The organism is Melioribacteraceae bacterium (genome assembly GCA_030584085.1).
In the GTDB taxonomy this organism is placed as follows: Bacteria; Bacteroidota; Ignavibacteria; order Ignavibacteriales; family Melioribacteraceae; genus SURF-28.
Window position 1 is genome coordinate 3,340,363 of the sequence record CP129490.1, and the last position, 24,806, is coordinate 3,365,168.

15 protein-coding genes are annotated in these 24,806 nt (G+C 34.4%); 4 read left to right on the forward strand and 11 right to left on the reverse strand.

Translation table 11 applies throughout. From position 1 onward, the window contains the following. Positions 1 to 58 precede the first annotated feature (58 nt). From QY331_15005 to QY331_15015, 3 genes are all read right to left on the reverse strand, one after another. Positions 59 to 676 carry a response regulator transcription factor gene (locus tag QY331_15005; GenBank protein ID WKZ69268.1) on the reverse strand — a complete coding sequence of 206 codons (618 nt, stop codon included), beginning with the start codon at positions 674 to 676 and terminating at the stop codon, positions 59 to 61. Further along, positions 673 to 3,705, reverse strand: coding sequence for a two-component regulator propeller domain-containing protein (locus QY331_15010; GenBank protein WKZ69269.1), 3,033 nt, complete (start codon positions 3,703 to 3,705; stop codon positions 673 to 675). Before QY331_15010 ends, QY331_15005 begins: the two co-directional genes overlap by 4 nt. A gap of 90 nt (positions 3,706 to 3,795) precedes the next feature. Continuing rightward, positions 3,796 to 4,890 carry a T9SS type A sorting domain-containing protein gene (locus QY331_15015; GenBank protein ID WKZ69270.1) on the reverse strand — a complete coding sequence of 365 codons (1,095 nt, stop codon included), beginning with the start codon at positions 4,888 to 4,890 and terminating at the stop codon, positions 3,796 to 3,798. 170 nt (positions 4,891 to 5,060) lie between these two features. On the opposite strand from QY331_15015, the gene QY331_15020 reads away from it, so the two are divergent. After that, the gene (locus QY331_15020; GenBank protein WKZ69271.1) at positions 5,061 to 7,814 is read left to right on the forward strand and encodes a M14 family metallopeptidase; all 2,754 of its coding nucleotides are present in this window, start codon (positions 5,061 to 5,063) and stop codon (positions 7,812 to 7,814) included. A gap of 54 nt (positions 7,815 to 7,868) precedes the next feature. Here QY331_15020 and QY331_15025 read toward each other — a convergent pair whose 3' ends face one another. The 4 genes from QY331_15025 to QY331_15040 all read right to left on the reverse strand — a co-directional run bounded on the left by QY331_15025 (position 7,869) and on the right by QY331_15040 (position 15,680). Next, positions 7,869 to 10,472, reverse strand: a complete 2,604-nt coding sequence (locus tag QY331_15025; protein WKZ69272.1) for a tetratricopeptide repeat protein — start codon at positions 10,470 to 10,472, stop codon at positions 7,869 to 7,871. A 168-nt stretch (positions 10,473 to 10,640) separates the two neighbouring features. Then, positions 10,641 to 13,169 carry a PAS domain S-box protein gene (locus tag QY331_15030; GenBank protein WKZ69273.1) on the reverse strand — a complete coding sequence of 843 codons (2,529 nt, stop codon included), beginning with the start codon at positions 13,167 to 13,169 and terminating at the stop codon, positions 10,641 to 10,643. Between the two features lie 131 nt (positions 13,170 to 13,300). Next, entirely contained in the window at positions 13,301 to 13,729 is a 429-nt protein-coding gene (locus QY331_15035; GenBank protein ID WKZ69274.1) for a DoxX family protein, read from the reverse strand. Positions 13,730 to 13,835: 106 nt separating this feature from the next. Next, entirely contained in the window at positions 13,836 to 15,680 is a 1,845-nt protein-coding gene (locus QY331_15040) for a sodium:solute symporter family protein (GenBank protein WKZ69275.1), read from the reverse strand. A gap of 223 nt (positions 15,681 to 15,903) precedes the next feature. Here QY331_15040 and QY331_15045 point away from each other — a divergent pair, with 223 nt between their 5' ends. After that, positions 15,904 to 16,782, forward strand: a complete 879-nt coding sequence (locus QY331_15045) for a DUF72 domain-containing protein (protein WKZ69276.1) — start codon at positions 15,904 to 15,906, stop codon at positions 16,780 to 16,782. Between the two features lie 65 nt (positions 16,783 to 16,847). Here QY331_15045 and QY331_15050 read toward each other — a convergent pair whose 3' ends face one another. Next, positions 16,848 to 18,542, reverse strand: coding sequence for a hypothetical protein (locus tag QY331_15050; protein ID WKZ69277.1), 1,695 nt, complete (start codon positions 18,540 to 18,542; stop codon positions 16,848 to 16,850). A 197-nt stretch (positions 18,543 to 18,739) separates the two neighbouring features. After that, positions 18,740 to 19,363, reverse strand: coding sequence for an NYN domain-containing protein (locus QY331_15055; GenBank protein WKZ69278.1), 624 nt, complete (start codon positions 19,361 to 19,363; stop codon positions 18,740 to 18,742). A gap of 165 nt (positions 19,364 to 19,528) precedes the next feature. Here QY331_15055 and dinB point away from each other — a divergent pair, with 165 nt between their 5' ends. Beyond that, entirely contained in the window at positions 19,529 to 20,677 is a 1,149-nt protein-coding gene (gene dinB / locus QY331_15060) for a DNA polymerase IV (protein ID WKZ69279.1), read from the forward strand. 9 nt (positions 20,678 to 20,686) lie between these two features. After that, positions 20,687 to 22,384 carry a PHP domain-containing protein gene (locus QY331_15065; protein WKZ69280.1) on the forward strand — a complete coding sequence of 566 codons (1,698 nt, stop codon included), beginning with the start codon at positions 20,687 to 20,689 and terminating at the stop codon, positions 22,382 to 22,384. 21 nt (positions 22,385 to 22,405) lie between these two features. Here QY331_15065 and serC read toward each other — a convergent pair whose 3' ends face one another. Both serC and QY331_15075 read right to left on the reverse strand, forming a co-directional pair. Next, positions 22,406 to 23,491, reverse strand: coding sequence for a 3-phosphoserine/phosphohydroxythreonine transaminase (serC, locus tag QY331_15070; protein WKZ69281.1), 1,086 nt, complete (start codon positions 23,489 to 23,491; stop codon positions 22,406 to 22,408). 30 nt (positions 23,492 to 23,521) lie between these two features. Beyond that, positions 23,522 to 24,760, reverse strand: coding sequence for a DUF1015 family protein (locus QY331_15075; protein ID WKZ69282.1), 1,239 nt, complete (start codon positions 24,758 to 24,760; stop codon positions 23,522 to 23,524). Positions 24,761 to 24,806: the final 46 nt, after the last annotated feature.

The following is a 24,806-nucleotide window of genomic DNA, read 5'->3' on the forward strand; positions in this document are numbered from 1 at the left end:
AATGCTAAGTTGAAAAAATCAATGCCGAAATGATACTACCGGAGTTGGGTGTTTTGAATTACACTAGTTTCTCTTTTATGGCTTTAGCAACAGCCTCCGATTTTGAATGGACTTGGAGTTTACGGTAAATATTTTTGATATGAAAATGAACCGTGTCTTCACTTACAAAGAGAGTATCGGCAATTATTTTATAACTTTTCCCTTTGCAAAGTTCATTCAGTACTTCTGTTTCTCTTTTTGTTAGAGGTGAATCTTTTGTAACTCGGAATGAAGTAATTACCTTTCTTGCAATTGAAGTGCTCATCGGGGAGCCGCCGCTGATAACTTCTTTAATTGCTTCCAACAATTTATGAGGTGGTGTATTTTTCATCAAATAACCGCAGGCACCTGCACAAAGTGAATCGAATATCACCTCATCACTTTTGTGAACTGTGAGCATTATGATATCCAAATTAGGAAGTTTATCGTTAAGAATTCTTACACCTTCAATTCCGGTCATCCCGGGAAGTGTAATATCCATAAGTAGAACATCCGGAATTTCTTTTTGTAATTCGGGAATTGCGGTTTCACAATCTCGGAAATCACTAATGCACTTAAAACCTTCCGCATTATTTATAAGAAGTTTTATAGTTTCCCGAATTTCGTCGTCATCTTCAACTAAACTAACATATATCATTTTCTTTCCTCCGGAACTATTAGAGATAGCTGAACTGTTGTTCCCTTCTCATCTGATTGAATTTCGATTTTACCATCGACAATTTTTGCGCGTTTTCTAATGCTTGTTAATCCTCTGCCGTTTGTATGATTTTTTTCTGTGTCAAATCCTTTACCGTTATCAGATAATCGTATTATTAAATTCTTGTTACTAATTTCAGCTTCCATTTCGGCAGATGATGCTTGTGAATGCTTTAAAACATTATTCATAACTTCTTTAAAGATCAATATTATTTCTCTCTTCCATTTCATCGGAAGTGTGTACTTTTTATATTTCTCATCTATTTCGTTTACCTTGAACGCTATAGATGAGCGATTAAAAAAATCATCACCAAAATCTTTTAAGTAAACCAACACGTCATAAACAGAATCATTACCGGGATCTAATGACCAGATGAAATCCTTAGTTTCATAAAATAATGAGTTTGAAGCTTCACTAATCTTATCAAGATACAATTGCTTATTTGTACCAAACTCGTCTTGATTCCTTATCATCTCAGAATAAAGAGAAATTCTTGTTAGTTTATGACCGAGATCGTCATGAAAATCGTCAGCGATTCTTTTTCGTATGGTTTCAATTTCTCTAATACGTTTATCTTGGTTTATTATTCTCATCTTGTAAATGGAATATAAAACTAAAAGCGCCGCTGAAATGAGTATAAATCTAAACCACCAAGTTGCCCAAAACGGAGGATGAATTACAAACGATAATGCAATTCCTTCTTCATTAAATACTTGATCGCTGTTTGATCCTCTAACAACAAATCTATATTGACCGGGATTCATATTCGGGAATGTTGCATATCTTTTAGTACCGGCTTTTATCCAATTTTTATTAATTCCTTCAAGCATATATTCATAATTATTCTTTTCCGGATTTGTAAAATCCAGCGCCGAAAATTCAAACGAAATTGAATTCTCGAAGTGATCGAATTCAAGAATTTCTTTATAGCTTTCTGAAATGTTGTTGACTACAACACTGTCATACAGAAGAACTTTGTCGATTAATATTTTGGGAGGAATTTGATTTACGACAATGTCCTGAGGATAGAAATGATCAAATCCGTTTATTCCACCGAAAAATAATTCACCGTCTTTACTTTTCGAAAATGCTTTACTGTTGTATTCATAACTTTGAATTCCGTCTTTCGGATCAAGTGTTCTGACAGTTTTTTTTATTGGGTCAAATTCAAAAACACCCCGATTAGAACTCATCCAAAGCTTATTATTATCATCAAATAGTGCCGCATAAAGAATGTTATCAGGCAAACCATCTTGTTGAGTAAAATGTTCTAATTGAGATGTAACTTTATCGTAAGCGAACAGCCCATCGCCATAGGTCGTAAACCATATTTTTTTGTTATCAAAACTTGTTAGTGAAGAAATGTAATCGATTTTTAAGTTTAATTTAATCTCAGTGACTACAACTGAATCAATGTAAGGATTGGCGATATATAAACCATTGTTGGTTCCGATCCAGAGTTGCTTTGAATCATCTAAGTAACAATCCAGAACTGAAGTCTGCATATTCTTTGAATCGGGAATCGAGAATTTTTTGGTATTATCATTTGCTGTATTATATACGAATAATTCACCGAACGATGTTCCGATTATTAAATGTTCTTCATCAAGTTGAAATACTTCTGTAATGTTTCCCTTACAATCAAATTCAATTTTTTCATATCTATCATTTTGTACATCATATTTAATCAAGTTTTTGACTAGAGAAAGCCATGCTTTATTCTTCATAAAAATTATGTTATAAATCTTCATCATGTAGGGAGTAAACTCATTAGACAGAGATAATCTTACAGCAATCTTGGTATTCCGATTAATTTTGTACAACCCTGAACTTGAGGCAAACCAGATATCTCCATTTTCATGTTTAGAAACTGCCGTTGCAAAATAACTTTCAATTGTATCATACTTGCTTTCACTTGCGTTAATGGAATTCAACTTCTCTTTACCAGGTATTAACTTTATCAAACCATCCCGTTGTGTACCAATCCAGACTATTCCACTTCTATCAATTAAGATGGAAAGAGATTCTAAAAGTTGACTTCGAATTTTTTGATCAAGTAACTCGCTGATATTTTGTAATGTATTTTTACGACTATTCCATATTATAACACCTGCTCCATAAGCAGATATCCATAAATTTCCTTCCTTATCAAAAACGGCATCTCGTAATGAGTATTCCTTAAGTTGCAGATTAAAATTTTTATTGAAATCATCTACTATTTCCGATCTTGGATCATAAATTAAAATTCCTTTTGATCCTGTAAATAACAAAAGTTTATTTTGGAAAGGAATTATTTTGTAAATAACCGTATGGTTAAATCCTGTGATATTTTCAAAAACATTATCTATAAATTCTGTTCGTGGATTGAATTTAACCAAACCTTTGTAAGTTGCAATCCATATAATTCCGTTTCCATCTTCATAAAAATGTCTAACATAATCTAAACTCGAATCACCGGTTGAGTCGGGATCGTTACGATAATTTTTTATTTCTTTGAAATCGGAAGAAACTTTATAGAAACCTTGTCCAAATGTTCCGAACCAAATATTATTTTGGGAATCTTCAAAAACACATTGTACTACCCCGAATTCTAGGCTATTATCGTTCAAAAGTTGATTAAGGTTTTCCGGTTTTTCTGAATGTATGTGAAGTCTGCTTAATACACCGGAAGAACCATACCAAATATCGCCAAGATGATCTTCAATTATTGAGAAGATAGTGCCGCGTGATGTCAAAACTTTTCTTGAATCGATTGTATGAAAGGGAGTGATTGTATAACCGTCAAATTTATTGATTCCGCCTTCAGTGCCTAACCATATTAATCCACGTGAATCCTGGAAAATGGAATGAACACTAGCTTGACTCAATCCATCTTCGACAGAAAAAGATTCAACCGAGCGAATGTTTATCTGCGAGAATATTATGCCGCTTGAAATCAGAAATGATATTATAATCTTTTTAATGCTCATCTTCGATAATTATTCAATTATAGATAAGCAATTTCTGTATAATTTGTAACTACCCTTTCGGGGAGTTGTGTGGATAGCTAGCTTATCCGTTTACTTCACCAAAATCATTTTACGTGTCTGCACAAAATTGTCGGTTATCAACCTATAAAAGTAAACGCCTGATGATAAACGATTTCCGTTGAATTCAATTTTATGAAGACCCGGACTAAGCTGTTCATTAATCAATGATTCTACTCTCTGTCCAAGTACATTATAAACTGCCAATTCAACTTTTTGCATACTTGGTAAACTAAATTGAATTACAGTGGAGGGATTAAAAGGATTCGGATAATTTTGTTCAAGAACAATTTGTTTGGGCAGAGCTTCATTATCAACTACCGAAGTTATATCTGAATTAAATCTTTCAACAGCCAGAGTCATATTCGAATCTAATTGTATCTCATCTATTCCGACCGCAAGGGCAATGTAAACATCATAAGTTTCTCCGGGATTTATAATTAGCGGATCTATTCCCGGGAAAATTATCGATCCTAACTCACCGGCAGTATATTCCGGCAAAATTTCATTACTAAAAAGGTTTGCGTATAAAAGTGAATCTGAACGATTATAAGCCGTATCCCACTCGATTACATTCATCGAAATTAAGGGATTATTCAAAAATTTTACGCCGATATATGTAGAAAGACTATCTTTATAAATTTTTATATAATCAGCTTCGGAATCATAAACGATTGTTTCATTTCCGTAAAGATTATCAACAAAAGGTAAAATCTCCAAACCAAATTTTGAGTTGTAAGTAAACGAATCTATATTGGTTACATTGTAATGTGAGATAGCATAAGAACCGTTCGTCCATCCGTAAGAATTAAGTTCAACTTCATAAGCCGGTGGAGCAAAGGAAAAACTATTATCAAAAATAGTTGCTACATGAAAGTTTCCGAATCTTGGAGTAGGTAATGTGAAAGCTGTCGTATCGCTATCGGCATCATTTAAATAATCAAAAACTTCTCCTTCAGAACCGCTAATTAGTGCACTGATTCTTACAATCTGAAGATTCTGCTGATTTGGTGAACCGATTAAAGTTGAACCCGCGTTTGTTAATTGTAAATAAAAACTGCCTGTGTTAAAGTCCTGTGCCGTAGAAACACTTATAATTAGTAGTAACGAGATTATCAATCTTTTCATATTCAATCAATTTGTTAATGTGTGAACGTAAATATAAAAAATGTTAGGACTTTGTGATGTATAAATAATTTCCCATTGAAAATGAGGAATGCAATTTTGTCGAATTTATAATAGAATTTTTTCATTTAATCTAATTATCTTTGAAAACTTTTCAATATAGGGGATAAAAAATGTTGAGGAAGTTGTCAATCATCTTAAGTTTAACAATTATTACACTTGCCCAATCACAATTCAATTTCTATTCGACAAATGAGTATAATTCAACAATTCAAAAGCCGGAGCAATTTCTGGGATTTTCAATTGGCGAAAGACCGGCAAGATACGATGAAACCGAAAGCTACTTAATGTATTTAGATCAAGCATCAGATCGAGTTAAACTTGAATGGCGTGGTAAAACTCATCAAGGCAGAAAACTTTATTATTTGTTTGTTTCTTCCGAAAAGAATATTAGCAACTTAAGTACGATTCAATCTAATATTAAAGAATTAGCTGATCCTCGCAAAACAAATGAACAAAGCGCCGAGAGCATTATTCAGAAAACACCTCTTGTAGCTATGATGATGTATTCGATTCATGGTAATGAATTGTCCGGAACAGACGCATCGATTCAACTTGCTTACCAATTAGCCGCCGGAGAAGATGAGGAAACGAAGAAACTGTTGGACAACTTAGTCACAATAATCTATCCGATGGAAAACCCTGATGGTAGAGAAAGATTTTTAAGCGACCGTGAGCAATGGACGGGAAAAATTCCAACAGATGATACACAAAGTTTACCACATGCCGGAACTTGGCCGACCGGACGTACTAATCATTATCACTTTGATTTAAATCGCGATTGGTTTATTCTTTCTCAACCGGAAACAAAATCAAGAGTTTCAATAATGATGGAATGGTTTCCTCAATTTGTAGTTGACGCACATGAGATGGGATCGTTTAGTTCGTTTTTGTTTAATCCACCGCGTGAACCTATTAATCCATACTTAGATAAAAAAATTCAAAATTGGTGGAATGTTTTTGCTAAAGATCAAGCAGCCGCGATGGATAATTACGGATGGAGTTATTATACGAGAGAATGGCTTGAGGATTGGTTCCCCGGTTATGGAAGTTCTTATCCAAGTTTTTACGGAGCGGTTAGTATCCTCTATGAACAAGCAAGAACGGCAGGCTTGAATGTAAAAAGACCGGAAGGAAGAATTTTAACCTATGCGGAATCGGTTCATCATCAATATGTCGGTTCTTTAGCAAACCTAATGACTGCAGTAAAAAACAAAAGCGAATTGATGAAGACGTTTTATGAAATTCGTTCGGAAGGATTGAAAGCCTCTCATCCTTTAGGAATAAAAGCATACGTATTTGAAAGATCAACAAATGAAAGTCGAGTTGATTCATTAATGAAAGTATTACAATTCCAGGGCATAGAAGTTTTAGAAGCAGAAGAAGGTTTCGAAATTTCCAAAGTGAAAAGTTACTACGATAGGCAAACTTCAAACAAAAAATTCAAAAAGGGTTCATATATTGTCCCGCTTGAACAACCGCATCAACAATTAATAAAAGCAATTCTCGACTTTGACACACGTTTAGAAACATCATTTTTAAAAACAGAACGGGAATCTCTATTAAAGGGAGAAGGCTCCGAACTATATGAAGTTACATCTTGGGCATTACCGCTTTCATTTGGTTTAAACACTTTTGAAAGCTATAGTTTGCCGGCGGTTAAAACGACAATTCCACAATATACTTTTACCGAAGGAAAACTTGTTAACAGCAATTCTAAATATGGCTATTTAATTGAATATAAAGATGACCGGGTTATAAAATTCTTAAAAGATTTACCTGAAGAAAATATTAAAGTTCATTCAGCTCGTAAATCATTTACAGTCGAAAACCGGAAATATGAAAAAGGAACATTACTCATTAGACTAGAAGATAACGGTGAAGTTGAAGAGAAGCTGAACAATCTTGCTCAAAAACATTCAGTGGAAATTATCGGAGTTAATACTGCATTAGCTCAAGATGGTGCTGATCTTGGCGGCGGCGAATTTGAATTGCTGGAAAAACCTAAAGTTGGTTTTTTGGTTGGGCCTAAAACCAGCATGTATAACTTCGGTGAACTTTGGTATTTGTTAGATAATAGAATTGAATTGAAAACTTCGATGATATATATCGATAACCTAGGATTCTATGATCTTCGAAAATACAATGTGTTGATTATGCCGTCCGCTTGGGGAAGTTTAAGTGATGTTTTGAATCGACAAACATCAAGCAAGTTAAAAACTTGGATTGAACAAGGCGGAACTTTGATTGCAATTGAAGGATCGGTTGCAGCTTTAGCCGATTCATCTGTTGGAATTTCTAATATAAAGCTGAGAAGAAATTCTATTAAAAAATTAAATGATTATTATAAACAAGTCGCGGAAAAACTAGCTGTTGAATCTATCTCTATTGATAGTGCAAAAATTTGGGAAGCTGAATCGCCAATGCTTGATTCGGTAAAACCAGTATTAATAATCGATGAAAAAGAAGAATCGGAGCGCGATAAAAACTTTATCAAATTTATGCCTCAAGGTGCTATTTTAAATGTTTTACTTGATGAAGAACATTGGTTAACAAATGGACTTACAAAAAATCTTCCGGTTTTTTACTCCAGCAATTATTCTTTTCTGGGTTTGAATTCAGCAGAGATTGTAGGCCGAATGGAATCACCACAAAACATTAGATTATCAGGCTTACTCTGGCCGGAAGCTCAACATAGATTATCATATGCGAGTTATCTAATGCATGAAAGGGTGGGAAGAGGACAAATAATTTCTTTTGCTGAGACTCCGTTTTTCCGTGCACAATTTCACGGGACAGCAAGATTATTTTTGAATGCAATATTTTTGGGTCCCGGTTTTGGCGCAAGTCAAGTAGTTGAATTTTAATTATGCGGCTCGAATTGTCTCGAGAGAAGATCATTACGATTTTCTCTCGGGAATTTATTTGTCGAAAATTATCTTAAATGTGGTTCCTTTATCTCTTTCACTTTCGATTTGAATTTCTGCATTAATGAGTTGACAATAATTTTTAACAAGAGACATCCCTAATCCGCTACCTTCAAATTTTCGGGTATATCCTCTCTCCTCTTGTGAGAAAGCTTCAAATATTTCCTTTTGATATTCTTCCGACATTCCAATTCCGGTATCACGAATTTGAATTTCGTATTTATTATTTGAGTGATCAACAATAACTATCTCAACAAATCCTTCATAAGTATATTTTATAGCATTATCAATAAGGTTCGCGAATATTTGATTGACCGCATACTCATCGGAATAAATTTCTGCGGTTTCTACATCAGAGACTAAACGAAGATCTAATTTTTTTCTTTTTGCAAGGTTTAAATATTCTCTCCTAATATTTGATAGCATAACAACCAAATTCAATTTTCTGTTTGAAACATGGTAGGTACCGAGCTGAAGTTCAGACATATTAAGTATTAAATCAACCGTTCTAATCACTCTTTTACTTGCAGATTCAATTCCGGAAAATGATATTTCGACTTCTTCATTAATGTTATTAGCAAATTCTGATTTCAATAATTGCGAGAAATTTAAAACTGCGTTTAGCGGACTTCTTATTTCATGTGAGATCTGTGCCAAAAATTCTGATTTAAGTTGATTAGCTCGTTCAGCTTGCAATTTAGCGGTTTCAAGTTCTAATTCAGCACGTTTCCTTTCTGTTATATCATGATGAACACCGGCTGCACGTTTAGGATTACCTTTAGTATCATATTCTACTATCTTGCCTACATCCAAAATCCATTTCCAATTGCCGTTTTTTGTTTTTATTCGATACTCGGTTTTATATATCTCGGATTTGCCATCCAGGTGTTCTCTAAGTTTATTGAATACAAATTCTCTATCCTCGGGGTGAACTAATTCTTCCCATGAATTATAGTTAGAATCAATTTCACCTTCATCAAATCCTAACATTTGATTATAACGACCACTATAAATAATTTCACTTGTGTTTATATTCCAATCCCAAGTCCCTAATTCAGCAGCTTCTACAGCCAAGTTATATCTTTCTTCACTTTTGCTTAGAACCGATTTTATTTTGTGTTTTTCTGCAATTTCATTTTCCAACTTTGCTGTTCTTTCTTCAACAATATCTTCCAAATGTTCATGATATTTTTTTAGCTCAATCTCGTTTAGTCTTAGTGATTCTTCAACTTCTTCCCTTTTAATAATATTTTCTTTTAGTGATTTATTATCGCGTTTAAGTTTTATATAAAGAATAGAAATAATAATCACAGTGATCGCAGTTAATAGAGTAAATCCAATTAAGGCGATAGTTATTATAAATTGATTTTCTTTTTCTTTGTTAAGCAGTTCAATTTCTTTCTCTTTCGATAATAGTTCTTGCTTAGCCTCTAATTCGGCAATTATTTTGTTGTTTTCAATTGTATAAATCGAATCACGAATTTCAACCGCTTTTGTAAATTTTTCCAATGCATTTTTGTAATCATTTTTCAGCTTATAAACTTCAGAAAGAGAAAATAATATTTCTTTTGTTTGATCTTTTTCACCCAGCGTTTTAAACTTTCCTTCAGCAATACGAAGGTTATATATTGATTTATCTATAAGTTCGTTTTTAAGTAGAACATCATTTCCTTTGTAGTTTTGAACCTGCTTTAAGTACATCTTCCCGAGATTTCCGATTTGATGAGCAATTCCATATTCATCATTTATTTCTTCTGCAATTTGTAATGATTGATTAAAAAACGATTCAGATTTTTTATAATTACCAATATCAGAGTAAACCAGCCCGCTATTACCAAGAAAAGCAGATATATTCCATAAATCGTTTAGTTCCCTAAATATTCGCAATGCCGCGTCATAATTTTTAATCGCTATTTCGTAGTTCTTAAGTTCGTAGTTTGTTAAACCTATATTTCCTATTAGAATTGCTATGTTTCCCTTCTCATTTAGAATTTCAAAAATATTCTTCGACTCTTCAAAATATTTTAAAGCAAGTTCGTATTCTTTTAATGTGCTGTGAATAATTCCAAGATGGCTTAAATTCTTTGCTACAATCATTCTATCATTAATAGTTCTTGCTAATGTAAGTGATCGGTTGAAGTATTCATGGGCTTTTGTGAAATCAGAAATGTTGAAGTAAGACATTCCGAGCTGACTTAAAGTATGTGCTTGTCCCGCAGTATCATCAAACTCCGTGAAAAGAGATAAAGCATAGTTATGATTTTCTATCGAATTTGTTATTTCGCCCTTAAAGCGAAAGGATTCGCCAATATTATTGTAAGCAATTGCTGCTCCTTTTTTCCACTTTATATCATTTGCGATTTCAAGAGCTTTTTTACTATAACTTAATCCGGAGTCACCACTTATTGGAATATAATTCCATGCTATTTCGTTTAACAAGTTAACTTTGTTTGTATCATCAGGAAGAATTTTAACGGCAGCAGCCAGACTATCCAAATATTTATCGAATTGAGATTCTTCACGGTTTGCAAACAAATAATTATTGATTGAGATAAAACTCAACGTGTAAAGAAGTAAAAATGTGAATGTCGATTTCATTTAGAAAAATTTCCGAGAAAAAGAGAATTTTCAAATCTATGTTTTATCGATTTATCACGCAGACTAAACCGTTTAATTATCGAAGAATTTTGGGAAAAGTTTAGCCGATCTTTTGTGATATTAGTTTTTAAGGATTTAGCGCACTGTTTGGGATAAGCTAGAATTTGTTTAAGGCAAAAATACTGTAAAAGTTGTTCCTTTTCCTTGTTCGCTTTGAATATTAATTTCTGCACCGATTAATAAACAATAGTTTTTAACAAGAGACATTCCAAGTCCGCTGCCTTCAAATCTTCTTGTATAACCTCTTTCCTCTTGCGAAAATGCTTCGAAAATTTGTTCCTGATATTCTTTGGACATTCCAATTCCGGTATCAGTTACCGAAACTTTAAAACTGCCTGTTTGATTTTTGTCGATGCCAATTTCAACATAGCCTTCTTTAGTGTATTTAATGGCGTTATCAACCAGGTTAGCAAATATCTGGATTACAGCGTATTCATCAGAGTTTATTTCGGCTTCCTCGACATTGGATGTAAATCTTAATTCTAATTTTTTTGTTCTAGCTAAATTCGAGTATTCTTTTCTGATGTTTGAAAGTATGGCTATAAGATTCAAGTTCCTGTTTACAACTTCATACGTACCAAGCTGTAATTCGGACATGTTTAAAATTAAGTCAACAGTTCTTATTACTCGTTTACTTGCCGATTCAATTCCCGAGAAAGAAACTTTTACATCCTCATGCATCTTATCGGCAAATTCTTCTTTAAGTAGTTGAGAAAAGTTTAATACAGCGTTCAATGGACTTCTAATTTCATGTGAAATTTGCGCAAGGAATTCCGACTTAAGTTGATTAGCTCTTTCGGCTTGTAATTTTGCAGCTTCTAATTCTAGTTCAGCTCTTTTTCTTTCATCAACATCTAGATGGATTCCACTAGCTCTTCTTGGTTTTCCATTTTCATCGCGTTCATAAATTCTACCCCAATTTAATATCCATTTATAGTCACCGCTTGCGGTTCTTAGTCGATGTTCTACCTTAAATTCGGGTATTCTCATGTTTTCATGTTGAACTATCGCGTCCTCAACTAAATTATAATCATCTGGGTGAATAAGTTCTTTCCACGAAATTAATTCATCATTAATAGTCTCTGTAGAATAACCAAGCATTTCTCCCCATCTTCCCAAACGTAAAACTTTACCGGTTGTAAAGTCTTGATCCCATATTCCAATATTAGCTCCATCAATTGCGGTTTGAAGTCTGGTGTTGAGCTCTTTAAGTTTATCTTCAGCGACTTTTTGTCTAGTCACATCATGTGCTACACCTTGTAAACCAACAACTTTACTCTCATGGAAAATTGGTTTCTCATAAACCTCTAAAATGATATGTGAATTATCCGCATGTTTTATTTCAACAAAAACGGGATCAGTGTTTATTACTCCGGAAAGATGCATGTGGGTTCTTCTTTTTGCTTCATCGTTTATTTTGGAATCCGTAACATACCAATGCCGCTGACCAAGCCATTCTTCAACGGTATATCCCGTTATTTTTTCTACCGAAGGAGAAATGTATTTTACATAACCTTCAACATCCTGCACATAAAAGAATAGGTGTGGTGTTCCTTCAACAAGTACCTGCATCCTTTCTTTTGATTTTTTTAAGTCCTCCTCTACTAATTTCCTTTCGGTAATATCGCGCATAATTCCTATCACGCTTATATGTTCTTTGCTTCCTATTGATGCGGTACTTAGCTCAACCTCTTTTATTGCATTATCTTTTCTCTTTAATTGTATTGAGTAAGTTAGAGGGATCGACTCACCCCTTTTTCTTGCAAGGTATCTTTCATTAACTAAATCAAGACTTTTCTCTGTTAAAAGTTTAGTAAAATCAAAATCCTTAGATATTAGCTCTGCTTTAGAATATCCAGTAATCTCACAAAATCTTTCGTTTACATATGTGTATCTTGTATCATCCATCATGTAAATTCCGTCAAATGCATGCTCTACGAGTGTTCTGAATTTTTCTTCACTTTTCTTCAGGTATGTTACTAATTGTCCGCTGCTTTCTTGATCGTGTAATATTTTACCTATAATCAAAGTCATAAAAGGATAGACACCAATAACAGTAATTCCGATTGTCTGGTAGACTTGTAGAATCCTAGCTGATGGAAGTGAAAAAATGAGTGCAAGCATAATAATGTGAACAATTAAACCCAATAGGTAAAGCTGCATATTGCTTACATTTTTGAGAGATGATTTTTGTTTGAAATAATAAAATGCATAGCCTACTAAAAATGCCTCAACAATTGTAAGAACTCCCATAATTATTCCTGCACCACCAATATAAAACCGGAGACTAGCAGCTAAAACTACCGATATGAAACCGGAAATCGGTCCGAAGAAAAGGGTGCACAAACTCACAACTATTGTTCTGCCGTCGAAGATTATTCCTTCAGTTAAAACGAAAGGATATAACATTCCTATGATTGCTGTTATACCGAAAAGTAAGCCTTGGAAAATTTTACCGGTGGTCTCCGTTCTCTTAAATCGGGCATCTATAAACCCGGAGAGAACGCTAAGCGATACTAATAAGGAGAGATTGTATATTAACTCAACTATAATCAAGATTTTCCACAAATAAGATTTCTGATTGAAATGTAAACATATCAAAGAAGTTTGGCAAACAGTATAATTTACTATATGCACGGTAATTTTTAACTAATCATCGAAAAAATTTCGAGGTACTTGAGAGCGATTCTAAATTCGATAGCGGCTCCGATTTGTGATTCTCTCTAGTAATGAACAAGTTGAATTAAATGTGTACTATTTCAAAAATGCTAACCGAGAATAAATTTCAGAAATGGATTTGAATAAGATGTTTTTTTCTCAATCATCGATTGCAAAGAAAATTTTCCCGGACCGGTTAAGAATAATAAAACATAACTTGCTAAAAACAACAAAGCTTTTTCTTTACTTCCAAATGGATCATCCGCATGAAAAATGAAAGCTGCTACTCCCATAGTAATAATTAAAGTTACCGAGCTTAATCTGGTAAAGATTCCTAGAATAATTAATCCTGCTGCTATGAATTCCGAAAGGACTGCCAAACTCAACGAAAAGGTTGGTCCAAGACCAAATGGATCGAAAAATTTTATTTCTTCACCGCTAAACAGACGATTGAATTTACCGAGCCCGTGAGCAAACATCATAAATGCAGAAATTACAACACGAAAAATTAATAAGGCAATATCGTTTAATATGGACATTATTTTCCTAAGGTTATTTGAAAAGAATAACAACTAAAAAGAATATAAAAAAGTTCACAAATAGATTGGTATAAAAAGAGGAGAAAAAATTATATATACTTACAGATTAATCATTCAACTTTGGCCAAAGCTTAAGAATAATTACAGAACAAATAATTACAACAATTGTTAGAATAATGGCAATAAGATATTGTGAATATAACCAATAACCTATAGACATCAATAATCCATAAACTGCAATAACACCAAGAAACATCGCTAAAATTCCTAAAGGCAAATGAGATTTTGTTTCATCAGTTGAAAATATTTCCCCGTTACTTTCTGCTTTCTCAATGACTTTCTTCCAGCCAATTCCGCCTGGTCTAACAAGTTTATAGAAACTTAAAAGTTTCGATTCATCAGCCGGTTTTGTAATTAATGTTACAATAATCCATGAGAACGTAGTAATGATCACACCTATCACTAACTCCTGATAACTTTTTAAAGCACCGATTTGCATAGCTGCGGTTTCTCTATCGATTCCATTTTCAACGAGCAAGTTAATTTGCTCATTATGATAGTTACCTAAGAACAAAAAGAATAACGCAATTAAGAAAGAAACAACCATCGCGGTTAATTCGCTGTAAGCATTTATTCTCCACCAGAACCATCTAAGAATAAAAAGCAAACCTGTTCCGGCACCAATTTGAAGCAGAACATTGAAAGCGTTTAACGCGCTTTCCAAAAACAATGCGAATGAACTCGCTATTATCATCATTACTATTGTGGAGATTCTTCCTACAAAAACTAATTCCTTTTCACTGGCTTGTGGTTTTAAGAATCTTCTATAAAAATCATTAACAACGTAAGAAGATCCCCAATTCAAACTTGTTGACATTGTTGACATATATGCGGCAATTAGAGAAGCTATAACTAATCCTAGTAAACCGCTTGGCAATAATGTTAACATTGCGGGATATGCCATATCATGTTTTATTATAGAATCATCAATATGAGGTAAAGCTTCTTTGATCATACTCAATTCGGGAAAGACAATTAACGAAGCTAACGCAACAATTATCCACGGCCATGGACGTAAAGCATAGTGAGCAAAATTAAAAAATAATGTTGCACCGACTGCATGTTTTTCATTTTTAGCAGCAAGCATTCTTTGTGCAATATATCCACCGCCGCCCGGCTCGGATCCGGGATACCAAACAGACCACCATTGAACTGCTATTGGTATAATGAAAACCGTCAGAGCTAATTCCCAATTATTGAAGTCGGGAATTAAATCAAGCTTTCCAATTACATTTGGATGAGATAATAAATTTGAGAGACTACCGATCTCAGGTAAACTGACTGCAACATATGCGGCAGTAATTGATCCAAACATTGCCAGTATAAATAAAATAAAATCTGTTATAAGTACGCCAAGCAACCCGCCAAGTGAACTATAAATAACTGTAACACCGCCGGCTATTAAAATGACTTCAAGCGGAGTAAGATTTAACATCACATTACCAACTTTAATAGCTGCCAAAGTTACTGAAGCCATTATGACAATGTTGAAAAACATTCCAAGATATAATGCACGAAATCCTCTTAGAAATGCAGCAGGTTTGCCGCTGTAGCGTATTTCATAAAATTCAACATCAGTCATAACATCGGATCTTCGCCAAAGCTTTGCATAGACAAAAACAGTCAACATCCCGGTTAAAAGAAATGCCCACCAAACCCAATTACCGGCTATACCGTTTTGTCGAGTTATATCGGACACTAAATTTGGTGTGTCAATTGAGAATGTTGTTGCAACCATAGATACGCCGAGAACATACCAAGGCATATTTCGTCCGGAAAGAAAATATTCCGAAGAGTTTTTACCTGCTCTTTTAGTTGACCAAATACCAATCAACAACGCAAGCAGCATAAATGCAACAATTGCAATCCAATCTATAGTTTGAAGAAGCATGAGTGTAAATTTGTACTATAGAATTAAGAAATACAATAATATTTTGAAATAGTTAAGTAAGTTTGATGGAGTACAAAAATCATCGAATGATCATTTAATAATATCAATTAGAGTTGACAATAAATTTTTGTAAACGGTGAATTTCTTATATTCACTTTACACTCTCGTATAAATTAGTCGATCGAGAATTATTGATAAGAAATAACATAATATCTTCCATACAATGAAAAATCTATATGTCGGAACAGCAGGTTGGTCATACAAAGATTGGATCGGAAGTTTCTATCCGAAAGCACAATCAAGTGATTTTAATTGGCTGGAATATTATTCTCAATTTTTTAATTGTGTAGAAGTTAACTCAAGTTATTATACTTATATCGATCCAAAGACTGTTAAGAGTTGGTTAACTCATATTTCCGACAAAACTGATTTTGTGTTTACAATTAAACTTCATCAAGATTTTACTCATAAAAAAAATTCCACAAACGAAAATATTAAAGCCGTTAAACTTGTTTTAGATCAACTCTCAGACGAAGGAAAATTAGCCGGACTTTTAATTCAATTTCCCTATTCATTTTCTCTTGATAAAGCAAATGCAAATCACCTTAAAAAGTTAGTTGATACTTTTGCCGAATATGAAAAGTTTATTGAAGTAAGACATAAGTCGTGGTTTATCGATCGCTTTTTTGAGTTTGTCAGATCAAATAAATCTTCGTTATGTGTTATTGATCAACCTATGTTGGGTAAAGCAGTTGATTTCCAACCTAACGTTATAGGTGATAATTTATATTTACGTTTTCATGGACGAAACGAAAAAGCTTGGAGTCAGTCAATTAAAAATTTTGGTAATAAACAGAATTATGAACAGCAAAGCGCGCGATATGATTATCTTTATTCACCCGGAGAGTTAATTGAAATGGATCAAAAACTGAAAGAAGTTATTGATACGGTAAACAAAGTTATTGTTATTATGAATAATCATCCGCATGGCAATGCTGTTGCAAATGCACTTGAGTTATTACACATGTTGAGTGATAAAATGAAAGTTAATGTACCGGAGAATACTCTTAAAGCTTATCCGAGATTGAAGAAGATTTTGTAGCCGTCGGCTTCATGCCGACGATTTAGCAACAAAACGCAGACATAAAGTCTGCGACTACTCAACAACTAAATATAAGCTTTCCTCAACTTCTCTTTTCCCAAAGAATTAACAAGATGAATTTCATCAACTGTCAGTTCTTTTTCCGGTTCACCGAAGAAGTCTTTGCTTGTTCTATCTTTCTGTGTTATTGATTGTGCTTTAACTGCCGAGAGAACTTCCATCTTTTCAACAATTATATTGTTACCGCTTTCTGCATCTACTTTTCCTTCAACTAAATACGGACCCATAGAAATTGTAAGCTCCGCATACTTCCGATACGCTTCGGGAAAAATTACCGCTTCAAACGTTTCGGTTTTATCTTCGAGCGAAAGAAATTTCATTATTCCGCCTTTGCTTGTCATCACCCGCTTCGATGCCATATACCAGCCGATCATTTTAATTTTTTTGTTGTGATACTTCTGCATATCCGTAGCTTTTATAATATCTTTTTGGTTTACTTCATCAAAAAAATCTAATGGATGATGCGAAACCATGTAACCGAATATTTCGTATTCATTGTGACAAGTTTCCTCTATTCCGAATTCTCTGTCTATTTTAACTTCTTGTTCAAGTTTGCTTGTGTTGTTAACAAAAAGGTTCATGTTACTCTCTTCAAGCAGTTTTTTATTGTAGAAATAAATATCGAGTAAACGGAGAAGTGTTGGACGTGTTTGTTTAAGTGAATCCATTGCGCCGCATTTTATTAATCGTTCCGCACTTTCATAACCAAGATGAACACGAGAAAGAAAATCCGCGAGTGATGTAAATCGTCCGTTCTTTTTTCGTTCGTTTATAATTTTAGCGGCATAGCTTTGTTCAAAATTTTTAATGGCAATAAACCCTATTCTTACTTCCTTATCTTTCCCCGTATAATCGTACTCGCTTTCGTTTATGCACGGAAGAAGAACTTTTAATCCAAGGCGTTTGCATTCACTTATATAAACCGCAGACGAATAATATCCGCCGCCATTGCTAAGCACGCCTGCCATAAACTCGGCCGGATAATATGTTTTAAGATAGGCAACTTGGTAAGAAAGAATGGCAAACGATGCGCTGTGTGCTTTACAAAACGCATATCCTGCAAATGATTCTATTTGGTGCCACAGTTCTTTTGCGATTTTATCTTCGTAACCCTTTGCTTTACAGCCGGCAAAAAACTTATCAACTATTAATTGCATTGCTTTGTGCGAGCGCATCTTGCCGCTCATTGCACGGCGGAGTAAATCTGCTTCTTCCAAAGTAAGACCAACAATATGATATGCCACTTTAATTACATCTTCCTGATAAATCATAACGCCGTAGGTTTCACCAAGATATTCTTCCATTTCGGGGATTAGATATTTTCTTCGTGAAGGATTTTTATGCCGTTCAATAAACTCTTTCATCATACCGCTTTCGGCAACACCCGGACGAATAACCGAACTTGCTGCAGTAAGCATTTCAAAATTATCACAATTAAGTCTGCGCAAAAGTGAACGCATTCCGGGACTTTCAATATAAAAACAGCCGATAGTTTTTCCTGTTCGTATTAAATCGTTTGTGGCTCTATCGGTAAAAACTTTTTCATAGTCGAACATATTAAAACCGGTTTGCTGAATAATTTGCGGCACTCTGTCAAAAATCCTCCCAATTTGGGGTGAATTAGGAAGTGCATATTGCGCCATATCCAGTAAAACCGGCTTGTTACTTTCGGGTAATTTATTGATATTTATAGTGAACATTTGAACACTATAATACAAACTGATTATGAATGTTTCAAGAAGAAAAAATGGGGATTTTTGAGTGAAAAAGAAGAAAATGGGAGTCTTGGTCTCATAATGTCATTCTTCTCCCAACCTGTCGGGGGAAGAATCTCACATTAAATTTTCCGGAAAACTTGGGAGTGAGATTTTCACAAAGTTCGCGGAGGTATAATAAGCTACCAATCTTTTGGTTTTACAATACTTGTTTTTGGTATTTGATGTGGAAGCTGAGAAGATTTAAGAACACCAGTTCTAACTCGTTTTACAAAATCGGCGTGCTGCATTAGTTCTTTGGAAGGATGACCTTTGCCTGGCATAACTAAGCCAAGCGTTTTATCAGGATGGTGAACTTTAACTAGTTTCATTGACTCAGCTAAATCACTATCATTTGATACTACAACTGCACAATCATAATTATTTAACCATGCATCGTTGAGTAGATGAACTGAGATATTAACGTCCGAACCCTTTTCTTCAGTTTTTATAATCTTGACAGTTCGCTTATCGTTCTCAGGCTTTGCCAAAGGAACATAGACTTCATGAGTTAAAAAGTGACCATAATAAATTTCTATCTCAGGAATGTATTCTTTTAATGCCCGCAAAAATGTCTGTTGTTTAATTGGTTTTTGTGAATTGTATTTCCCGGAGACCAGCGCTGTAAAATATTTTATTTGAACGATCTGATTATGAGAAGCAAGTAATTTTTGAAAAAGGGATTTGAAATCAAGCCATTTGTAAGGAGTGTTTTTAACAGCACCGTAATAAAAATTGAAGCCATCAATATAAATTATTGTTCTCATTTAGCTTTGATTATATATAAAAAAGCAAGCCCGCCGGAGGCGGGCTGCGCCCTTGGTCGAAACCAAAGGGGTGGTTAAATCCAATACAAATTTATAAATATTTAGTAAAATATTCAAGTAATTAAATGTACAACATAATTTTATTCTTGTTTTTCGGTAATTGTTATGAAAACAATATTTCACTTAGATATGGACGCATTTTTTGTTTCGGTTGAACGAAATTTAGATCCTTCACTAGAAGGTAAGCCGGTTATTGTCGGCGGTAGTCCTAAAAGTGGGCGCGGAGTTGTGGCTGCATGCAGCTACGAAGCACGTGCTTACGGACTTCATTCTGCAATGCCAATTAAAACTGCTTATCGATTATGTCCGCATGGAGAATATATTCGCGGGCATGGTAAAGAATACAGCCGTTACTCAAAAGCTGTTAAAAGAATTTTAGAAAAATATTTCCCAACTGTTGAACGTGCTTCTATTGATGAGTTTTATCTTGATTTTACCGGTTGTGAAAAAATGTACGGTCATCCCGAAGAGTTTGCAAAAAAAGTACAGAGCGAAATTTGGCATCAGCTTCATCTTCCGTGTTCTATTGGGATTTCAAGTAATAAATCGGTTTCAAAAATTGCATCTGATTATAGAAAACCGAAAGGAATAACTTTTGTCCCGCATGGAAAGGAAAAAGAATTTTTAGCGCCTCTCCCAATTGAAAAAGTACCCGGTATTGGAAAGGCAACTTTCCCACTCTTACGTTCACGGGGATTTAAGACAGTCGGTGATATTGCAAACGCTCCACAAGATTATCTTACAACTTTACTGGGCAAATACGGCATTGCACTTTGGGAAAAAGCCAACGGAGAAGGAAGTACACATTTTTCAACCGACCACGAACGTAAAAGTATTTCGAAAGAGACAACTTTTGGCGAAGATATTGTTAATAAAGAGAAAATCGAATCCATTCTTTTTGAATTGGTAGAAGAAGCATGTCAATTACTGCGAAACGAAAATTGGCAGACTTCAACCGTTTCTATAAAACTGCGCTATTCGGATTTTGTAACGTGGACTCGCTCTAAATCATTACAAGCAACGGATGACGATAAAACAATTTATAATGTAGCGGTTGATCTTTTCCGCAAGGCATATACACGCAGAGTTGGTGTGAGACTTATAGGAATTCACTTAAGCAAGCTTGAACATTTTACAGAACAAGAATTACTCTTTGAAGACGAAGAAACAATTAGAAAAAGAATGCTGAGAGCAGTAATGAAAATCCGCGACAAGTTTGGCTTTGATGTAATCCATATGGGCAGAAATGTTTGAAGATCAAAAATGATAACACTACACACACATTCAAATTACTCTTTGCTTCAAGGGACAATTCCTATTGAAGAACTTATTTCTTTTGCAAAGAAAGATGGGAATCAATACGTCGCCTTAACGGACACAAATGCGATGTACGGACTTATTCAATTTGCTAAACTTGCTCAAGAAGAAAATATCAAACCAATACTTGGTGCATTGATTGATGATCCGATTGATAAGAATTTATCTGCAATTTTTCTTGCAAAAAACAATACGGGTTATTCGCATCTTTGTAAAATTATCACTACAAGAAAATTAAAAGACGATTTCCGCTTAACCGATTTATTTATCGAACCACTCGAAAATTTGTTCATAATTACATCATCTATCGAACTTCTTAAGCGAATCAAATTAACAGACCAACTTCGCTCAAATTTATTTGTTGAGCTAATCATCACATCAAATCAGAAACGAAGAACGCGTGAACTTTATGATTTTGCAAGAACAAAAAAATTGCAGATAGTTGCTACACATCCAGCTTATTTCTTAAAGAAAGATGATTTTATTCTGCATAAAACTGTCACTGCCATCAGACTTAATACCACAATCGATAATCTCAGCAAAGATGAACTGGTTGATGAAGAGTATCACCTGAAAACCAGCGATGAATTAAAACAAGAATGGCGGTCCTTGCCCGAAGCATTATGGAATGCCGAACGAATTGCTAAAAATTGTAATGTTGATTTAGAGTTTAGTAAATATAAGTTCCCCGTTTTTCCACTTCCCTCAACGGAAACTGCTTTCTCGTTTTTATGGAAAATATCATTCCATGGATTGGAGAAAAGATATCAACCAATTACAGAACAAGCTGTTAAGCGATTGCAATACGAGTTGGAAGTTATCGACGAAATGGGTTTTTGCGATTACTTTTTGATTGTGTGGGATATAATTCGTGAAGCAAAAAATCGCGGTGTTATGCATATCGGAAGAGGTTCTGCAGCTAATAGTTTGGTTTCATATTGCCTTGGTTTCACAGAGGTCGACCCAATTAAATACAATTTTTATTTTGAAAGATTTCTAAACCGCGGAAGATTTTCTCCGCCGGATGTTGATCTTGATTTTTCTTGGAAAGAGCGCGACGAAATCATAAAGTATGTTTTTGATAAATATGGCTATAATAAGGTTGCAATGATTTCAACTATGGTAACATTCAGGGCGCGGTCTGCTTTTCGTGAAGTTGCAAAAGTATTCGGAATTTCACAAAACGAAATTTCTACTTATAGTAAATTCATACCTTGGACAAGCGCAAAGAATCTTGATAAACTTTCTGAAAAATTTCCCGAATCAAAATCGCTCAACTTTGAAAACGAACCGTGGAAAACAATTATAAAAATTGCATCAAAGTTATCTCGTTTTCCTCGTCATTTAAGCATTCATCCTTCGGGAATTGTAATCACTAAAGAACCAATTACAAATTATCTTGCGTTGGAATATGCAAAAAACAAGGGACTCGGATTAATTATTACGCAACCGGATATGTATCCAATCGAGGATTATGGATTAATAAAAATTGATTTATTAAGTCAACGCTCAATCGGTGTGTTCAAGGACGCGATGAATACAATCAACAATAATTTTAGTGATGATGTGAAAATCGAAGATGTTGAACCGGCGAAGAAGAACTTATATTTGATTAAAACAAAAAACCCGCCTACAACTATTTGAAGGCGGGTTTTAGAATTATGCTTAATTATTTTTCTTAAAATCTTTCATGAATTCGACAAGCGCTGCAACGCCTTTTGTTGGGAATGCATTATAAATTGATGCACGAATTCCGCCGACAGATCTGTGACCTTTCAATCCGCTGAACCCTTTTTCTGAAGCTTCGGCAATAAATTTCTTTTCTAATTCTTCCGAAGGCAAACGATATGTTACGTTCATTAAAGATCTGTCTTCTTTTACAACTGTACCTTTATAATATCCGTCGCTTCCGTCTATATAATCATAAAGAATGGCTGCTTTTTCTTTATTGATTTCATACATCTTATCTAACCCGCCAAGATTTAATAACCACTTGTAAACCAATCCCATTATATAAACCGAATAAGTTGCGGGAGTATTGTAAAGTGATTCGCCTTCAACATGAACTTTATAATTGAGATAAGTATGAAGTGAATCCGAACTTCTTTCAAGCATATCTTTTCTAATAATTACAAGAGCAACACCGGCAGGACCCATATTCTTCTGAGCGCCCGCATAGATTAAAGCATATTTGTTTACATCAATTTTTTTGTGAAGCATATCGGAAGAAGTATCACAAACTAAAGGTACAGAACCGACTTCCGGTTCAGTCTTGTATTGTGTTCCGAAAATTGTATTGTTGGAAGTATAGTGAACATATGATGCATCCGGATCTAACTTCAATTCTTCTTGTTTAGGAAGTCTAACAAACTTTTCTGCTTCGGTTGAACCGGCAATATTAACGGTACCGACTCGTTTTGCTTCTTTAACTGCTTTCTTTGCCCATGTACCGGTTACAATATAGTCGGCTTTGTTTTTGGGAGGCATTAAGTTTAACGGAACCATAGAAAATTGGAGAGTAGCTCCGCCTTGTAAAAACAATATTGCATAATCATCACTGATGTTTAATAACTTTCTTAAATCAGCTTCGGCACCTTTGAAAATTCCGTCATATACTTTTCCACGGTGACTCATTTCCATAACATTCATTCCGGTGCCTTTGTAACTTAGCATATCTTCTTGTGCTTCTCGTAAAACTTCTTCGGGTAATATTGCGGGACCCGCGCTGAAATTATAAATTCTGTTTGACATAACTTTATTCCTTTTTTTAATAACTACGAATTAATCTATAGCGTGAACTAAAAGACCGTCTCTTAATTTTGGTTCGAACCAAGTTGATTTTGGCGGCATAATTTCACCTGCATCGGAAATATTAATTAAATCATCTACCGAAACGGGGTACATAGAAAATGCGATCGATGCTTTTCCTTCGTTAACTAATTTTTCAAGTTCTTCCGTACCTCTTATTCCGCCAATAAAATCGACATTAGTATTTGTGCGAGGATCATCAATTCCAAACAGCGGACTTAAAACATAGTTTTGTAAAATACTTACATCCAAATTTTCGCCAATACTCTCACCGGGTTTTACATTTTCATTTGGTTTTAATAAATACCATTTCTTTTTATAGTACATACAAATGCTTCTTCTTTCAGGTGGATTCGGATTATCTGTTTCCTCAACTGAGAAATTCTCCTTTAACATATCCATAAAGTTTTTTTGTAATCCCCGTGGAAATTCAAATACAACTCTATTGTATGGAAGAATTTTCAATTGCTCTGCCGGGAATAAAACTGCCATGAAGAAATTATATTCTTCATTCCCGGTATGACCGACATTGTTTTCTTTCTTAACCTTTTGTGAACGGCTTGCACTTGCGGCTCTATGGTGTCCGTCTGCAATGTAAAGACTTTCAACCTTGTCCAATTCAAAAATAATAATATCATTAAAGTCATCAGGAACTTGCCAAACTGTATGACGAACTCCGTCAGGTGCAGTAAAATCATAAAGAGGATCATATTCATTGATTGTTTTATCAACAACTTCGTTTACTTCAGGAACACCTTTATAAGTTAAGAAGACAGCACCTGTTTGTGCTTCAGTTGTAACTATATGATTGGTTCTATCATCTTCCTTAACTTTTCTAGTCTTCTCATGCTTTTTGATGACGTCGTTATCATAATCGTCGGCTGAAAATGTTGCAGCGATACCTGTCTGTACCTGCTCTTTCCATTTCAATTGATAGATATAAAAATGAGGTTTTTCATCTTGAAGAAGGGGTGCTTCTTTGCGCAATCTTTTCCAATTTTCTTTTGCTTTAAGATAAACTTGATCCGAGTACGGATCTGTTTTCGCTTCAAGTTCTATTTCTGATCTGGTAACTCTTAAAAAACTTAATGGATTACCTTTTGCAAGTTCAGCGGCTTCTTCTCTGTTAACAACATCATAAGGAACACTTGCAACAAGGTGTGCAACATTTTCATCGGGTCTAACTGCTTTAAATGGTCTTATTACAGCCATTACTACTCCATATTTGTAAAAAGAATATTTTTTGAATAATTAAAAT

What these genes read in the sequence shown, in the direction of transcription:
- QY331_15005 (WKZ69268.1), bottom strand. Translation starts at nt 676, where the DNA reads ATGATATATGTTAGTTTAGTTGAAGATGACGACGAAATTCGGGAAACT.
- QY331_15010 (WKZ69269.1), bottom strand. Translation starts at nt 3,705, where the DNA reads ATGAGCATTAAAAAGATTATAATATCATTTCTGATTTCAAGCGGCATA.
- QY331_15015 (WKZ69270.1), bottom strand. Translation starts at nt 4,890, where the DNA reads ATGAAAAGATTGATAATCTCGTTACTACTAATTATAAGTGTTTCTACG.
- QY331_15020 (WKZ69271.1), top strand. Translation starts at nt 5,061, where the DNA reads ATGTTGAGGAAGTTGTCAATCATCTTAAGTTTAACAATTATTACACTT.
- QY331_15025 (WKZ69272.1), bottom strand. Translation starts at nt 10,472, where the DNA reads ATGAAATCGACATTCACATTTTTACTTCTTTACACGTTGAGTTTTATC.
- QY331_15035 (WKZ69274.1), bottom strand. Translation starts at nt 13,729, where the DNA reads ATGTCCATATTAAACGATATTGCCTTATTAATTTTTCGTGTTGTAATT.
- QY331_15040 (WKZ69275.1), bottom strand. Translation starts at nt 15,680, where the DNA reads ATGCTTCTTCAAACTATAGATTGGATTGCAATTGTTGCATTTATGCTG.
- QY331_15045 (WKZ69276.1), top strand. Translation starts at nt 15,904, where the DNA reads ATGAAAAATCTATATGTCGGAACAGCAGGTTGGTCATACAAAGATTGG.
- QY331_15050 (WKZ69277.1), bottom strand. Translation starts at nt 18,542, where the DNA reads ATGTTCACTATAAATATCAATAAATTACCCGAAAGTAACAAGCCGGTT.
- QY331_15055 (WKZ69278.1), bottom strand. Translation starts at nt 19,363, where the DNA reads ATGAGAACAATAATTTATATTGATGGCTTCAATTTTTATTACGGTGCT.
- dinB (WKZ69279.1), top strand. Translation starts at nt 19,529, where the DNA reads ATGAAAACAATATTTCACTTAGATATGGACGCATTTTTTGTTTCGGTT.
- QY331_15065 (WKZ69280.1), top strand. Translation starts at nt 20,687, where the DNA reads ATGATAACACTACACACACATTCAAATTACTCTTTGCTTCAAGGGACA.
- serC (WKZ69281.1), bottom strand. Translation starts at nt 23,491, where the DNA reads ATGTCAAACAGAATTTATAATTTCAGCGCGGGTCCCGCAATATTACCC.
- QY331_15075 (WKZ69282.1), bottom strand. Translation starts at nt 24,760, where the DNA reads ATGGCTGTAATAAGACCATTTAAAGCAGTTAGACCCGATGAAAATGTT.